The organism is Streptomyces sp. NPDC007917, assembly GCF_042959105.1.
Lineage (GTDB): Bacteria > Actinomycetota > Actinomycetes > Streptomycetales > Streptomycetaceae > Streptomyces.
In genome coordinates this window covers 292,377-306,434 of the sequence record NZ_JBIBKK010000003.1, presented here as the reverse complement: position 1 = coordinate 306,434, position 14,058 = coordinate 292,377, and the positions used below count along the sequence as shown (strand labels likewise).

General features: G+C 74.7%; 11 protein-coding genes. 6 read left to right on the top strand and 5 right to left on the bottom strand.

Annotated features, from left to right (window positions below; translation table 11 throughout):
• Positions 1-1,753: 1,753 nt before the first annotated feature.
• Positions 1,754-2,998 carry a transglycosylase family protein gene (locus ACFZDL_RS07325; protein WP_353596736.1) on the top strand — a complete coding sequence of 415 codons (1,245 nt, stop codon included), beginning with the start codon at positions 1,754-1,756 and terminating at the stop codon, positions 2,996-2,998.
• Positions 2,999-3,086: 88 nt separating this feature from the next.
• Here the strand turns inward: ACFZDL_RS07325 and ACFZDL_RS07320 are convergent, their stop codons facing one another.
• Complete coding sequence (locus ACFZDL_RS07320; RefSeq protein ID WP_353596737.1) at positions 3,087-3,815, bottom strand: DUF429 domain-containing protein; 729 nt, start codon at positions 3,813-3,815, stop codon at positions 3,087-3,089.
• 91 nt (positions 3,816-3,906) lie between these two features.
• On the opposite strand from ACFZDL_RS07320, the gene ACFZDL_RS07315 reads away from it, so the two are divergent.
• Complete coding sequence (locus ACFZDL_RS07315; RefSeq protein ID WP_353596738.1) at positions 3,907-4,536, top strand: DUF4291 domain-containing protein; 630 nt, start codon at positions 3,907-3,909, stop codon at positions 4,534-4,536.
• Between the two features lie 53 nt (positions 4,537-4,589).
• Here ACFZDL_RS07315 and ACFZDL_RS07310 read toward each other — a convergent pair whose 3' ends face one another.
• The 3 genes from ACFZDL_RS07310 to ACFZDL_RS07300 all read right to left on the bottom strand — a co-directional run bounded on the left by ACFZDL_RS07310 (position 4,590) and on the right by ACFZDL_RS07300 (position 8,822).
• On the bottom strand, positions 4,590-6,356 hold the full coding sequence (locus ACFZDL_RS07310; RefSeq protein WP_353596739.1) for an ABC transporter ATP-binding protein: 1,767 nt from the start codon (positions 6,354-6,356) through the stop codon (positions 4,590-4,592).
• Complete coding sequence (locus tag ACFZDL_RS07305) at positions 6,353-8,071, bottom strand: ABC transporter ATP-binding protein (protein ID WP_353596740.1); 1,719 nt, start codon at positions 8,069-8,071, stop codon at positions 6,353-6,355. Before ACFZDL_RS07305 ends, ACFZDL_RS07310 begins: the two co-directional genes overlap by 4 nt.
• A 160-nt stretch (positions 8,072-8,231) precedes the next feature.
• A complete protein-coding gene (locus ACFZDL_RS07300) occupies positions 8,232-8,822 on the bottom strand; it encodes an XRE family transcriptional regulator (RefSeq protein ID WP_353596741.1) in 591 nt (196 codons plus the stop codon).
• Positions 8,823-8,868: 46 nt separating this feature from the next.
• On the opposite strand from ACFZDL_RS07300, the gene ACFZDL_RS07295 reads away from it, so the two are divergent.
• Positions 8,869-9,399: an N-acetyltransferase family protein gene (locus ACFZDL_RS07295; protein WP_353596742.1), complete on the top strand. Its 531-nt coding sequence runs from the start codon at positions 8,869-8,871 to the stop codon at positions 9,397-9,399.
• 1 nt (position 9,400) lies between these two features.
• Here ACFZDL_RS07295 and ACFZDL_RS07290 read toward each other — a convergent pair whose 3' ends face one another.
• Positions 9,401-10,159, bottom strand: coding sequence for a GntR family transcriptional regulator (locus ACFZDL_RS07290; RefSeq protein ID WP_353596743.1), 759 nt, complete (start codon positions 10,157-10,159; stop codon positions 9,401-9,403).
• A gap of 113 nt (positions 10,160-10,272) precedes the next feature.
• Here ACFZDL_RS07290 and manD point away from each other — a divergent pair, with 113 nt between their 5' ends.
• From manD to ACFZDL_RS07275, 3 genes are all read left to right on the top strand, one after another.
• A complete protein-coding gene (gene manD / locus ACFZDL_RS07285; RefSeq protein WP_353596744.1) occupies positions 10,273-11,481 on the top strand; it encodes a D-mannonate dehydratase ManD in 1,209 nt (402 codons plus the stop codon).
• Positions 11,478-13,013 carry a mannitol dehydrogenase family protein gene (locus tag ACFZDL_RS07280; protein WP_353596745.1) on the top strand — a complete coding sequence of 512 codons (1,536 nt, stop codon included), beginning with the start codon at positions 11,478-11,480 and terminating at the stop codon, positions 13,011-13,013. The genes manD and ACFZDL_RS07280 overlap by 4 nt, the downstream gene beginning before the upstream one ends.
• A gap of 90 nt (positions 13,014-13,103) precedes the next feature.
• Entirely contained in the window at positions 13,104-13,520 is a 417-nt protein-coding gene (locus tag ACFZDL_RS07275) for a YchJ family metal-binding protein (protein ID WP_353596746.1), read from the top strand.
• Positions 13,521-14,058 lie beyond the last annotated feature (538 nt).

Sequence of the window (14,058 nt, the reverse complement as noted above, 5' to 3'; positions counted from 1 at the left end):
CCCTCCGGGGTCCCGACCGGGCGGCGGGGGGAGTTGATTATTCACAAGCCGCCCGGCGGGCGGTCTGCGGAGGAAGTCGATGTGATTGACATGGTATGCGCGGCGGCGCGCCTCCCGCTATACATGGACCACCTGATTCTCCGCCAGTTTCCGGCCCCGCGCGGCGATCGCCTTTTCGGGAGAAGCACGGCGGTGCGGCGGATCTTTCCCTATCCCGCCGCTCATCCCACCCCTGGCGGTCGGCATCGTTTTGCGGCCCGGCCCCAAGCACCGGCTCCGCCCCGGGCCTCGGACGGGGCCGGGCCTCGCACGGCAGAGCGGATATCGCACGGCCGAGAAGGGACGGTTCAGGTACAAGGTCGATTTTACGGCCCGGCCGCGCAGCGGCGGGTTCCGCCTCCGTCCCGGGCCCGGGACGCGGGCCGAACGCCGCCCGGTGCGCGGCAAATCCATCCGGCCGGGTAAGGAACCCGTCAGTCGGCGGGCTCCGCCCCACGCCCCGGGCCGGGGCGGAGTCCGCGGATCAGGGATGCCGTAAATCGATACGGACGAGAAGGGACGCCTGCCCGCGGGGCGCCGGCGACGCCGATATGAGGCCTCGCCGCGCGGCAGGCGCTCCCCCTCCGCTCCGGACCGTCGGCGGCAGCCACCCCCGGACCGGAGGCGGTGACTCCGCAGGGCTCCTCCCATATGACGCCCCGGGCATCCATATCCCCTGGAAGGGGCGGGTCCGTGGGCCGCGTCCCCGCGTGGCCCCGGCCGTGGGGAGCCCCGCCCCGGACCCCGGGCCCGGCCCGTGACCTCCGGATGCCGGCGCCGCACCGGGATACCGCCCGTGAGGGGCGATTCGAGGCCCGCGCCGATAGCCGGGATACGCCCGCCTCGTACGCCAAGCTCCGCTCCAGGACCCGGCCCTGCGCTCGAACCGGGTACCAGGCGGCGCAAATCCATCCGCCCGGGGCGGAACGGGTCACCGCCGGGGGCGGATCTCGATATGCCGCGCGCGGCGACTCGACGGCGACCCCGGCGAAACAGGCCCGACGTCCCTTCGCGCACCGGGCGTCACCTGAGGGCTGCGGCCGCGGCGAAGGCGCAGGCCCGGCCGCCCGCGCGCATGACGCATCCGTACTTCTTCTCCCCTTCTCCTCTCGTTCTTCTCTCTCCCCCTTCCCTCCTGCTTCTCCCCCGCTTCTCCGCCGCTCTCCAACGGGTGGGCTCGGCCGCGGCAGGGCTTTTCTCCTCTCCTCCCGGCCCGATCCCCCCGGCGGGAGCGGGGGACCGGCTCGGGGCGAGGGTGGGCGGATTCCGGGCGGCGGCGCGGTGCCGGCGCCGGTGTCCTCCGATCTCCCCCGTACCGCACCTATTTCGGCTCCCGCCGCGGCCTGCGGTACCGATGGGGCGGGTAAACCAATCCCGGGGATTACCCGGTCCGTCCACACCGGGAAAGAATCATTTCCCGCCGCGCCCCGACGCGGCCCGGACCCGGCCCCGGCGCCTGGCCGGGCGCGGCCGGGGGCCCGCCGCGTCCAGGGCGCCCCTCGTGCCGTGCCGAGCCGTGCGCCCCCGGCCCTCCGCGCGCCTTGCCGTGCACGGCTGACGGAGCATCAGCTGAGCGTGGGGTGGCGTTCGACGGCGCGCGGCGGTCCGTGAGGCCCCCTGCGCCTTGTGACCTGCGCCGCCCGGCTGCGGTACTCGTACAGCCCGCCGGGCCCACCGGTGGGCGAGTCGAACGCTCGTGGAGAGGAACAGGCCCATGGCCCAACGAGGAAGTCACCGCCGTTCCGCACCGCCCAGCCGGATCTCGCCCCTGTGTGCCGCCCTCACCGTGGGCAGCGTGGGCATCGTCCTGCCGTTCCTGGGCGCCGATGTGGCCGTCGCGGCCCCCTCGGACACCTGGGACAAGGTCGCCGAATGCGAGAGCGGCGGCGACTGGGACATCAACACCGGCAACGGCTACTACGGCGGGCTGCAGTTCTCCCAGCACACCTGGGAGGCCTACGGCGGCGCCAAGTACGCGGCCCGGGCCGATCTGGCCACCCGGGCCCAGCAGATCGCCGTGGCCGAGGCGGTACTGCGCCGCCAGGGGCCGGGCGCCTGGCCGGTCTGCTCGGCGCGGGGGCGGCTGACCCGCGACAGCCGGCCCGCGTCCGGCGCGAGCCGCGGCAACTCCGGCCACTCCTCCGGCTCCGGCCACTCCACCGGCTCCCGCCACTCCACGGGGTCCGGCCACTCCACGGGGTCCCGCCACCACTCCCCCGCCCCGCGGCGGCACGCCACCGGCTCCGGGCCGTACCGGGTGAAGCCCGGCGACTCGCTGTCACGCATCGCGCAGCGCGAGTCCGTGGGCGGTGGCTGGAAGGCGCTCTACCGCGCCAACCGGCGCACCGTCGGCCCCGACCCGAACAAGATCTACCCCGGTCAGCGGCTGGCCCTCCCCTCCCGCAGCGGTACGGCGCGCACGGCGGCGGCGCACGGGAAGCAGCCACACCCGAAGCAGCCGCGCTCCACGCGAAGTAGCCACCAACAGGCCGGCAAGGCACAGGCCACGACATCGGGCACCTCGGCCCACGGCGCCCGGCGGCCCTCCGCCAAGCGCCGCCATGTGTCCCCGGTCACCGGCCCGGTCGGCACGTCCTACGGCGTCCGCGGCCCGCGCTGGGCCAGCGGCCACCACACCGGGGTGGACTTCGTGGTGCCCGTCGGCACCGGGGTGCGCGCCGCCTCCGCGGGCGTCGTGGTGACCGCGGGCTGGGGCGGCTCCTACGGCTACGAGGTGGTGATCCGCCACTCCGACGGCCTCTACACCCAGTACGCGCACCTGTCCTCGCTGGCGGTGCGCCCCGGACAGTCGGTGGACGCCGGCCTGCGGATCGGCCGCTCCGGCGCCACCGGCAACGCCACCGGACCGCACCTCCACTTCGAGGTGCGCACCGGCCCGCGCTACGGCTCGGACGTCGACCCCGTCGCGTATCTGCGCTCGCGCGGAGTCGCCCTCTGACGCCTGGCCGGGACCGGTGAACGGGAGGCCGCCCGGAGGAGGGGGCCGGGCGGCCCCTGCTCTTGAACCTCGTTCACCTGCGCTCCGGTCAGTACCAGATGGCGACCGGGAGCCCGTCGCGCGTCGTCTCGGGCGGGTCGGGCAGGCTCACCGCGGTGCCGAGGACGATCCGGTGCGCGCTCCAGGCCGCCGCCGCGGCGTCCAGGACGTCGTCCGGGGGGACCCGGCCCGCCGGGCCGAGTTCCTCGGGCAGGGCGATGTCCTGCTCGCCGAGCAGCCGCCGCCGCTGGGCCTGGCCGTTCCAGCTCTTCTTGCTCCGGGCGACGGGCCGGCCGCCGTTCATGGCCGCGAAGGAGACCTCCGGATGCACCTCGTACAGGCGCCGCTCACCGCCGTCGCGGCAGGCGTTGGCCTCCCGCAACTTCGTCACCAGGCCCCAGGACTGACGCGACAGCCCCGAACCCGTGATCCGCCGGCAGCGCTCGTTGGCCGAGCCGTAGTCGGGCTCCTCCCACACCGGGCGCGGCGGCACCGGAAAGACCCGCGAGCGGTGCGGGGCCACATGGCCGAGCGCCAGTTCGTCCGCGCGGCGCCGCCCCGCCTCCAGCAGCCCCAGCGGAATGTCGACCGCCACCACGACGGCCGCCGACACCCGCGTCAGCAGCACCGCGAGCGCCGGGTCCACATCGGCGCCCGCGAACCGGCCGCCGCGCAGGGCCACCGCCACCCAGCCGCCCGGGCAGGCGTCCACCCCCACGACATACGGGGCCGCGCCTGCGGCGGGAGGGGTGTCGAGCACGTCGCTTTCGGAACCCATGCGCCGTATCCGACCACATGCCCGGCCGCGCCGCCCGAAGTCGCCGTAATTCGCTGGCCGCCGAGGACCCGCGCCCGCCACCCTGAGGGCCATGCAAGAACCGCGACACCGGATCCGCGCGCTCCACACGGAGTCCACGGTCACCGTCTACCAGGCGTACGCTCCGCACCTCGGCCTGCCCGCGGCCCGCGACGGCCGTTTCCCCGCCGCCTGGAAACGGGACCGGATGACGTGGATCAAACCGTCGTTCCTGTGGATGATGTACCGCTGCGGCTGGGGTGCCAAGGAGGGGCAGGAGACCGTCCTGGCCGTCGAGATCACCCGCGAAGGGTTCGAGTGGGCGCTCGGCCGGTCCTGTCTGTCGCACTACGAGCGCGGGCTCCACCCCGACCAGGCCGCCTGGAAGCGGGCGCTGAAGTCCGCTCCCGCGCGCGTCCAGTGGGACCCGGAGCGCGATCTGCGGCTGCGGCCGCTGCCGTACCGCTCGCTGCAGCTCGGACTCTCGGGCGAGGCGGCGCGCCGTTACGCGGACGAGTGGACGGTCTCGATCACCGATGTGACCCCGCTGGCACACGAGGTCCACGCCCTGGTGCGCCGCGACGAGCTCGACGCGGCGGCCCGGCTGCTGCCCGAGGAGCGCCCGTACCCGGCCGGGGACGAACTGCTGGGCCATCTGCGCGCGCCCGTGGCGTGCGCGGATGGCCCGGGGCGAAGCGGCTGACCGCGCCGCCGCCGCGCCGCCCGCCCGCCCCGGGCTCCGCCCGGGCCGTCCCGCTAGAGCGCTGTCGCCTTGTCGCCGGACTCCGGGGTCTCCGGGGTTTCCGGGGTTTCCGGAGTATCCGCGGTCTCCCGCGACCACAGTCGCCGCATCTCCGCGCAGCTCTCCAGCAGTTCGTCCAGCGTCCCGCGGCCGGCCACCCGGCCCCGGTCCAGGACGACGACCTGGTCGGCGCGGGCCAGCACGGCCGGCCGGTGGGAGACGACCAGCAGCGTGGCGGCGCCGGTGATCCGCTCCCACAGCAGCTGTTCGGTCTCCATGTCCAGCGCCGAGGACAGGTCGTCCACCACGAGCAGGTCGGGTGAGCGGACCAGGGCCCGAGCGACGGTCACCCGCTGGGCCTGCCCGCCGGACAGCCGCGTGCCCCGGGGGCCGACCACCGTGTCCAGGCCGTCGGGCAGCGCGGCCAGGTCGCGGTCGAACGCCGCCGCCCCCACCGCCCGCCCGATGTGCTCGGGGTCCCGGCCGAGGAGCAGGTTCTCCCGCAGCGTGGCGGAGAACAGCCGCGGCACCTGGCCGACGTACGCGACCCGGCCGGGCACCAGGTGGCCGCCGGGGTCGGCCACCGGGCTGCCGTTCCAGTGGATCGTGCCGGCCACCGGCGGTTCCAGCCCGAGCAGGGTGCGCAGCAGCGTCGTCTTGCCCGAGCCGACCGCACCGGTGATCACGGTGAGGGTGCCCCGTTCGATCTCCAGGTCCACCCCGTGCAGTCCGTGCCGGGCGGCCAGCCCCCGCGCCTGAAGTGTTCTCAGCGGATCGTCGTGGGCGGCCGGGGCCTCGGCGGGGTAGTCCCGGTGGAACCAGACGCCGGTGTCGCGGGACAGGCTGTCGTCCGGTCCCGTCATGCGGGTGAGCCGTTCGGTGGAGACGGCCGCCCGGGGCATCCGGGCGAGGATCGAACCGACGGTCCGCGGCAGCGCGGTGAGCCAGCCGATGTACATGGTGAACAGCGCCAGGTCGCCCGCGGTGAACTCGCCGCGGCGCATGGCCGGGGCGGCCAGCAGCAGCACCAGGCCGACGCCGATCTCGACGCTCGCGCCGGTGGCGGTGGTCAGCAGGTCGGTGGCGAGCCGGTCCTTGACGGCCGCGTCGCGGCGCAGCCGGTTGTGGGCGCGCAGCCGCTCCAGCGCCGCCTCCTCGGCCCCGGCGGTCTTGATGGCGAGCACACCGGTGAAGATCTCGCCGAGGTGGCCGGTGACGGCCGCGCCGCGCTCGGCGGCCTGCCGGTGCAGCCGCCCGGTCAGCCGGTTCAGCAGTCGGCTCGCCACTCCGATCGCGAGCGCGGGGACGATCAGGGCCAGGGTGGCGGCCGGATGGATGGACACCATGATCGCCAGCGCGGCGGCGCTGAAGAGCGCGGCTCCGGCCAGCGGCACCGACTCGTCCACAAACTCCACCACGTCGGCCGCGTCGTCGCGCAGCCGGGCCAGCCCGTCCCCGGACGAGTGCGGCACCCGCCCCTTGCCGCTCAGGATCGAGCGCAGCACGTTGCCCCGCAGCAGGGCCGCCGCCGCGCTCCACCAGTAGTCGCCGTACGTCCAGGCGATGACGATGGTCAGGCCGCGGACCACCTCCACCCCCACGAACGCCGCGCACAGCAGCAGCGGCACCCGGCCCACGGTGAGGTGGTCGAACATCCGCTGCAGGATCAGCCCGCCGACGAGCGGCAGGACACTGGCCGGCATCCACAGCAGGCCGCCGATGAGATAGCGGCGCAGATCGAAGCGGACCAGGGTGGCGGTCACCGCCGCGAGCCGGCTCATCGGCGCACCCCCGCGAGCATCCGCGCGAACCGGCTGGCGGGGTCGGCGAGAAGCTCCTCGCGCCTGCCGTGCTCGACGATCCTGCCGTCGGACAGGACCGCGATCCGGTCCACCTGGGACAGCGATGCGAGCCGGTGTGCGATGAGCACCCCGGTTCTGCCGGCCAGCAGCCGGGCCGTGCTGCGGCCGATATGGCGCTCGGTGGCCGGGTCGAGCCGGCTGGACACCTCGTCGAGTACCACGAGCCCGGGGTCGGCGAGCAGGGCCCGGGCGAAGGCCAGCAGCTGCGCCTGGCCCGCGGAGATCGTGGGGAGCGGGGCGTCGAGGTCCCAGGCGGGGAGCCCGACTTCGGCCAGGACGGCCCGCAGCCGGTCGTCGTCGTACCCGGGGCGGAACAGGGTGAGGTTGTCCCGGACGTCGGCGGCGAACAGCTGCACGTCCTGGGTGACCACGGCGACCCGGCCGCGGAGCGAGGCGGTGTCCACCTCCCGCAGGTCCAGGCCGCCGACCCGGACGGCGCCCGCCGTCGGGTCGTACAGCCGGGCCGCCAGGCGGGCGATGGTGGTCTTGCCGCTGCCGCTGCGGCCGACCAGGCCGAGCGTTTCGCCCGGGGCGAGGGTGAGGGTGATGCCGCGCAGCACCGGCTCGCCGTCTTCGCCGCCGCACGCGAAGTCGACGCCGTCCAGCTCCAGCCGCAGCGGCCCGCTCGCGGGCAGCTCCTTGGCGGGGGCCGGGACGGTCAGGGCGCGGCGCTCGGCCAGCAGGGAGCCGATGCGGGCCACCCCTGCGAGGGCGGACTGGTAGTGGCGCAGCTGGTCGATCAGCCGCTCGAACGGGGTGCGGACCATCAGCGTGTACTGGAACAGCAGCACCGCGGTGCCGATGCTGAGGGTGCCCGACAGGCCCGCCATGAGCGCCGTGCCGGTCGCGAACGCCACGCTGGTGGCGGCCAGGACGGCGCTGCCCACCGCGCTGGCGCGCCGCCCGGTGCGCCACAGGACGGCGCTCGCCTGGTGGAAGCGGCGTACGGTGTGCTCGCCCGCCCCGTTGGCGCGCAGGTCCTCGGCTCCGGCGAGCCGTTCCTCCAGGAAGCCGAAGAGCGCCGCACCGGCCGCCCGGGCGCGGGTGGCGGAGGGTACGGCCAGGCGCTGCGCGTGGACCATGCCGAGGCCGGTCAGTGCGCAGTAGGCCAGCAGGGCCGCGCCGATGCGCGGGTCGACCGCGCACACCACCGCGATCACCCCGCCCAGCAGCAGCACCCCGGCCACGACGTCCAGCAGGAACGCCACGACGAAGTCGGCGATGGCGGACACATCGCCGTCCACCCGCTCGATCAGCTCGCCGGGGGTGTGCCGGCCGTGGAAGGCCAGATCCAGGCCGAGGGTGTGCTCGGCCAGGTGTTCGCGCAGCCGGTTGGTGCCGTCCCAGGCCGCTCGGCCGGCCAGCCAGGCGGTGACCGTGCGGGCGCCCTGTCCGGCGACGGCCAGGGCGAGGTAGGCCAGCGCGGTGAGGGTGAGCGTACGGGTGTCGTCGCCGGCGCTCGCGCCGTCGACGAGCCGACGGGTGAACTGGGGTGCCGCCAGCGGCAGGGCGGTGGCGGCGGCGATGCTCAGGGCCAGGAGTACGGCGGCGCCGCCGCCCGGCAGGAGGAAGCGGAGAACGTGCCTACCGGAGGTCGTCCTCCTTGCGGCGGGCAGGGTCGGTGAGGTCGACAAACGTCATGTCCTTCGCGCGGATGGCTGGGATGGGGTGGATGGACATGAACGTGTTCCTCATTGCGCCTCCTCGGACTGCGGGCGTGCCGGGGCGAGTAGAGCAGGGGGCTCACCGGGCGGGCAATCGATTTTCCGGGCAATCGATTTTCGGCGGGCACCGTCAGGGTGCGCCGTTCCTCCGGGGCTGGGCCGCGCGGGGCCGCATGATGAGCGCGGCGACATGGTAAACGCACGGCACCCGCGCGGGGTTGGCGTAGCCGTGGGTGACATCGGCGGCGAAGTACACCGAGTCTCCGTCGCCGAGCTCCACCGCCCTGCTCCCGAGGGTCAGCCGCAGGGTCCCCGACTCCACGGCGACGAACTCATGCGAGCCCGGGGCGTACGCGGGGAAGCGGCCCGCGTCGCAGCCGGGCGGCAGGGTGGTGCGGATCCACTCGAAGTTCACGCCGGGCACCACAGGGGTGAGGACGGTCCGCCGCCACCCTCCGGGCTCCTCGGCGGTGTCCTGGTCGGCCGCCCGGCGCACGATGACACGGCTGTCCTCGGGCTCGGCGACCAGCTCGGCGAGTGGCACGCCGAGTCCGTCGGCGATCCGGGCGAGGACCAGGACCGTGGGCGCCTTCTGGCCGCGCTCGACCGAGGACAGCATGCTCACGCTCACCTCGGCCGCGTCGGCCAACTGCTGAAGGGTCAGGCCTCGTTCGTGCCGCAGGCCCTGCACGCGGTCGCCCAGGGTCAGGAGATCCAACATTCCTCTATAATAACAACTCGTTCCTCTATAGCGAAAAGAGCGTCCCATGACACCCCCGCCGGCGACCATCCGCCCCGCGGTCCACGCCGACCTGAAGGCCGTGGCCGACATCTACGCGCACTACGTCCACCACACCGTGGCCACCTTCGACGAGACCCCCCGCTCCGTCGCCGAGTGGGAGCGGCGGCTGGACGATCTCACCGGCTGTGGCCTGCCCTTCCTGGTCGCCGAAGTCTCCGGCGCCGTGACCGGGTTCGCGTACGCCGGGCCGTGGCGACCCAAGCCCGCGTACCAGCACACGGTGGAGGACACCATCTACCTCGCCCCCGACGCCACCGGCCAAGGGCTGGGCACCGCCCTGCTCGGCCCCCTGATCGCGGAGACCGCCCGGGCCGGGCGGCGGCAGATGATCGCGGTCATCGCGGACACCGGAAGCGACGCCTCGGCCGCCCTGCACCGCCGCTTCGGCTTCACCGACGCCGGCCGGCTGACCGCCGTGGGCCGTAAACACGGCCGCTGGATCGACACGCTGCTCATGCAACGCCCCCTGTCGGCGCAGGGGCCCGATCCCGCATGACTCAGGCCCGCCTCCGGGAGCCGCCGCGCCGGGAGGTCTCGCGGCGCGGCCGGACGGGCGCGTCCTGGTCGCTGAACAGTTCGGGGTGGCGGGCCCGGATCTTCTCCACATCGCTGAAGACCAGGCGCAGATGCGAGCACAGCGCCTCGTCTGCCCGGTCCAGGTCGCCCGCCTCCAGCAGCTCGACGATCGCGCGGTGCTGGCCGGTCAGCAGGGTCATCCGGTCCGTCAGCGGCATCGACAGCCGGCGCGCCCGGTCGAGCTGGGCCTTGGCCTGGCTGACCACCGGCCAGGCGGAGCCGTGTCCGCTGACGGCCATCAGCCGGGCGTGGAACTCCTCGTCGAGCCGGAAGAAGTCCTCCCGGTCGGTCCGCCGGTCGGCCTCCTCCTGGGCGGCGAGCAGCGCCTTCAGGTCGGCGATGTCGCGCTCGGTGACCCGCCCGGCGGCGTCGCGCAGGGCCGCGCGCTCCAGCGCTTCCCGGATGAACTGGGCCGAGGCGACGTCCCGTTCGCGGATGCGCGAGACGAACGTTCCCATCTGCGGATAGATGTCGACGAGGCCTTCGTCGGCGAGCAGGATCAGGCTTTCGCGCACGGGGGTGCGGCTGACGCCGAGCTCGGCCGCCAGGTCGTTCTCGGAGATGGCCGCCCCGGGCGCCAGCTCCAGGGCGACGATGCGCGAGCGCAGCACCTCATGGACGAGTTGCCGGGTGTTGCGCCCCCGGGAACGAGCCGCGTGCAGTCCTTCCACCGGTGCCATCGAGCCCCTTCCCGTCCGTTGACATCCACTGACATCCCCTGACCCGCTCGGCCCTTGACCCGCCCAGCCGCCATACTTGTATGGTAGTCGACCGTCGACCCCAGGAGCAGCGCATGGCCAAGATCACCGAGGCGACGGTCATCGTCACCTCCCCCGGCCGCAACTTCGTGACGCTGAAGGTGACCACGTCCGACGGCGTGACCGGGCTCGGTGACGCGACCTTGAACGGCCGTGAGCTCGCGGTCGCCTCGTATCTGCGCGACCACCTCGTACCGCTGCTGATCGGCCGCGACCCGGCCCGTATCGAGGACATGTGGCAGTACCTCTACAAGGGCGCGTACTGGCGGCGCGGCCCGGTGACGATGACCGCCATCGCGGCCGTCGACACCGCGCTGTGGGACATCAAGGGCAAGGTCGCCGGCATGCCCGTGTACGACCTGCTGGGCGGCCGGGCCCGGGACGGGGCCATGGTCTACGGCCACGCCAGCGGCGGCGACATACCCGAACTCCTCGACGACGTCGCCCGCTTCCGCGACCTGGGCTACCGCGCGATCCGCGCCCAGGCCGCCGTCCCCGGCTCGCCGGGCAGCTACGGGGTGCGCAAGGGCGTGGTCTACGAGCCGGCCGCCGCCTCCCTCCCCGACGAACAGACCTGGTCCACCGAGGACTACCTGGACTTCGCGCCCCGCCTGCTGACCGCGGTCCGCGAGCGCTTCGGCTTCGGCTTCCACCTGCTGCACGACGTCCACCACCGGCTGACCCCCACCGAGGCGGGCCGGCTCGGCCACCAGCTGGAGGACGTGCGGCTGTTCTGGATGGAGGACCCCACCCCCGCCGAACTTCAGGAGTCCTTCCGCCAGATCCGCCAGGCCACCACCACACCCCTCGCGGTCGGCGAGGTTTTCAACTCCATCTGGGACTGCCAGCAGCTCATCACCGAGCGGCTCATCGACTACATCCGCGCCTCCGTCGTCCACGCCGGCGGCATCACCCACCTGCGGCGGATCTTCCACCTCGCCGAGCTCTACCAGGTGCGCACCGGCTCCCACGGCGCCACCGACCTGTCCCCGGTGTCCCTGGCCGCCAACGTCCACCTGGACGTCACCGTCCCCAACTTCGGCGTCCAGGAGTACATGTCCCACGACCCGCTCACCCACGAGGTGTTCCACCCCGCCTACGAGCTGCGCGACGGCGCCCTCCACCCCTCGGACACCCCCGGCCTCGGCGTCGAACTCGACGAGGAGGCGGCCGCCCGCTTCCCGTACGACCCCAAGTACCTGCCGGTGAGCCGCCGTACCGACGGGTCGGTGCACGACTGGTGAGCGCCACATCCCACGACCGGCCCACGCCCGCCCCCGCCGGGGAGCGGCTGTCCACGGCGACCCTGCGCGCCGTCCCCGCCGAGCTCCGGCCTCCGGTCGACCGCGGCGCGCTGCGGCCGCGCGTCGTCCACCTGGGCATCGGCGCCTTCCACCGGGCCCATCAGGCCGTCTATACGGAGCAGGCCGAGGTGAGTGCCGGCGGCGGGTGGGGAATCGCCGGGGTCACCCAGCGCAGCGGAGCCGTCGTGGCCGCGCTGCGCCCCCAGGACGGGCTGTACTCGCTCACCGAGCGCCGCCCCGAGGGGCCGCTCACCCGCGTCGTCGGCACGGTGACCGAGGTGCTGCACGCGGCGGACGACGGCGCCCGCCTCACCGGACTGCTCGCCTCACCGGACGTCACCGTCGTCACCCTCACCGTCACCGAGAAGGGCTACCGCCGGGACCCCGCGACCGGCGGCCTCGACCTGGCCGACCCGCTGATCCGCGGCGACCTGGCGCGAAGCGATCTGGCACGGGGCGAGGTGGCGCGGGGCGAGGTGGTACGAGGCGGTCCGGCACGGGACGGCCTCGCGGGCGTGCCCGCCCCCGCGACCGTGGTCGGGCAGCTGGCGTACGGACTGCGCGCCCGGCTGCGCTCCGGCGGAGCGCCCCTGTCGGTGGTCTCGTGCGACAACATGGCCGGCAACGGCGCGGTCGTGCGCCGCCTGGTACGGGACTTCCTCTCCGCCACCGGATGGAGCGAGCGCGAGCGCCTGCTGGAGTGGACGGCCACCTCGGTCGCCTTCCCCTCCACCGTCGTCGACCGCATCGTCCCCGCCACCACCGAGGGCGATCTGCGCACCGCGGCCCGCGCCCTGACCCTGCGCGACGAGGGCGCGGTGACCGCGGAGCCCTTCACCCAGTGGGTGCTCGAGGACGCCTTCGCCGCCGACCGGCCGCGCTGGGAGGCCGGGGGCGCGCGCTTCGTCGCCGACGTCGCCCCGTACCAGCTCACCAAGCTCCGGCTGCTCAACGGCTCGCACTCGCTCATCGCCTATCTGGGCCTGGCGGCCGGCTGCGAGACCGTGGCCGACGTCATGGCCACCGGGTGGGGCGAGGAGACCGTCCGCGCCTACTGCGCGGAGGCCGCCGCGAGCCTGCCCCCGGCCGACGGCCTGGACATCCCCGGCTACGTCGACAGCCTCGTCCGCCGCTTCGCCAACCCCGCGATGCGCCACCGGATCCGGCAGATCGCCGCCGACGGTTCCCTGAAGATCCCCGAACGGTGGCTGGCCCCGCTGCGGGAGCTGCGCGCCACCGGCCACGACACCCCGCGGCTCACCGCCGCGCTCGCCGCCTGGGCCCGCGCCACCCGGGACACCCCCGCCGAGGACCCGGCCGCCGAGCAGCTGCGCCGCGCCTGGGAGCGGCCGGCCCCGGACGCCCTGCGCACACTGCTGCTCCTGCTCGGCGCCGAGGACCTGGCCGAGGACACCGCCCTGGTCACGGTGGTCCACCGGGAGCTGAACTCCCCATCAGCCCCACCCCACTGACCCTCCGCCGCCCCTCGACCTCGCCGAGTGGCCGGCCGCCGCCCCGGGCCCCTGGGCCGCGGCCGGCGCGCGCCCCGTCACAATGGGGCCATGTCCCGACGCGCACGACGCCCGCAGCCGCCCCGCCCGGCGCCCTGCCCCTGCGGGCTGCCCGCCGCCTACGACGACTGCTGCGGCAGACTGCACCGCGGCCAGGCCCCGGCGGCCACCCCCGAGCAGCTGATGCGCTCCCGCTACAGCGCCTTCGTCCGCCAGGACGAGGCGTATCTGCTGCGCAGCTGGCACCCCGACACCCGACCGCCGCGCATCGACTTCGACCCCGCGCTGCGCTGGCAGGGCCTGGACGTCCTCGACACGTCCGAGGGCAGCGCGTTCCACACCACCGGCACCGTCGAGTTCCGCGCCCGCTACACCGAGCGCGGGCGCGCCGGCGAGCTCCACGAGACCAGCCGTTTCGTACGCCACGACGGGGACTGGGTCTACCTCGACGGCGTCGTCGACACCTGAGCGCCCCCGTCGAAGGCCGAGGCGCGTCGGGCGCGTCGGTGCGTGTTTGGGCGTCTTGGGCGCGTGTCGGACGTCACGGGTGTGCCGGGCGTCTCGCGCACGTCAGGCATGTCGGCGCCGCGCCGGGGCGCGTCAGCGCCAAGTCGGGCGTCTCGGCACGTACCCGGCCGTCTCGCGCACGTCAGGCGTGTCGGCGCCGCGCCGGGCGCGTCTGCGCGCGGCGGGCGCGTCTGCGCGCGGCGGGCGTCTCGGCGCCCGTCAGGCGCGTCAGCGCCGCGCCGGGCGTCTCAGCCCCCGCCGGACGCGTCAGCCCCCACCGGGCGTCTCAGCCCCCGCCGGACGCGTCAGCCCCCACCGGACGCGTCAGCCCGGCGCGGTGTGTGCCGCGTCGCGCGCCTCGGCGTACGCCGGTTCGTGCGGGGCGGTGTGCGCCGGGCAGCACGCCGGTGCGTACGCCGCTGTGCGGGCCGTGACGCGCGCCGCGAGTTTCCCAGGATGTTGCCGACGACTCCTGGCGCAAGGTCAACTCCCCCCGGGA

What these genes read in the sequence shown, in the direction of transcription:
- ACFZDL_RS07325 (WP_353596736.1), top strand. Translation starts at nt 1,754, where the DNA reads ATGGCCCAACGAGGAAGTCACCGCCGTTCCGCACCGCCCAGCCGGATC.
- ACFZDL_RS07320 (WP_353596737.1), bottom strand. Translation starts at nt 3,815, where the DNA reads ATGGGTTCCGAAAGCGACGTGCTCGACACCCCTCCCGCCGCAGGCGCG.
- ACFZDL_RS07315 (WP_353596738.1), top strand. Translation starts at nt 3,907, where the DNA reads ATGCAAGAACCGCGACACCGGATCCGCGCGCTCCACACGGAGTCCACG.
- ACFZDL_RS07310 (WP_353596739.1), bottom strand. Translation starts at nt 6,356, where the DNA reads ATGAGCCGGCTCGCGGCGGTGACCGCCACCCTGGTCCGCTTCGATCTG.
- ACFZDL_RS07300 (WP_353596741.1), bottom strand. Translation starts at nt 8,822, where the DNA reads ATGTTGGATCTCCTGACCCTGGGCGACCGCGTGCAGGGCCTGCGGCAC.
- ACFZDL_RS07295 (WP_353596742.1), top strand. Translation starts at nt 8,869, where the DNA reads ATGACACCCCCGCCGGCGACCATCCGCCCCGCGGTCCACGCCGACCTG.
- ACFZDL_RS07290 (WP_353596743.1), bottom strand. Translation starts at nt 10,159, where the DNA reads ATGGCACCGGTGGAAGGACTGCACGCGGCTCGTTCCCGGGGGCGCAAC.
- manD (WP_353596744.1), top strand. Translation starts at nt 10,273, where the DNA reads ATGGCCAAGATCACCGAGGCGACGGTCATCGTCACCTCCCCCGGCCGC.
- ACFZDL_RS07275 (WP_353596746.1), top strand. Translation starts at nt 13,104, where the DNA reads ATGTCCCGACGCGCACGACGCCCGCAGCCGCCCCGCCCGGCGCCCTGC.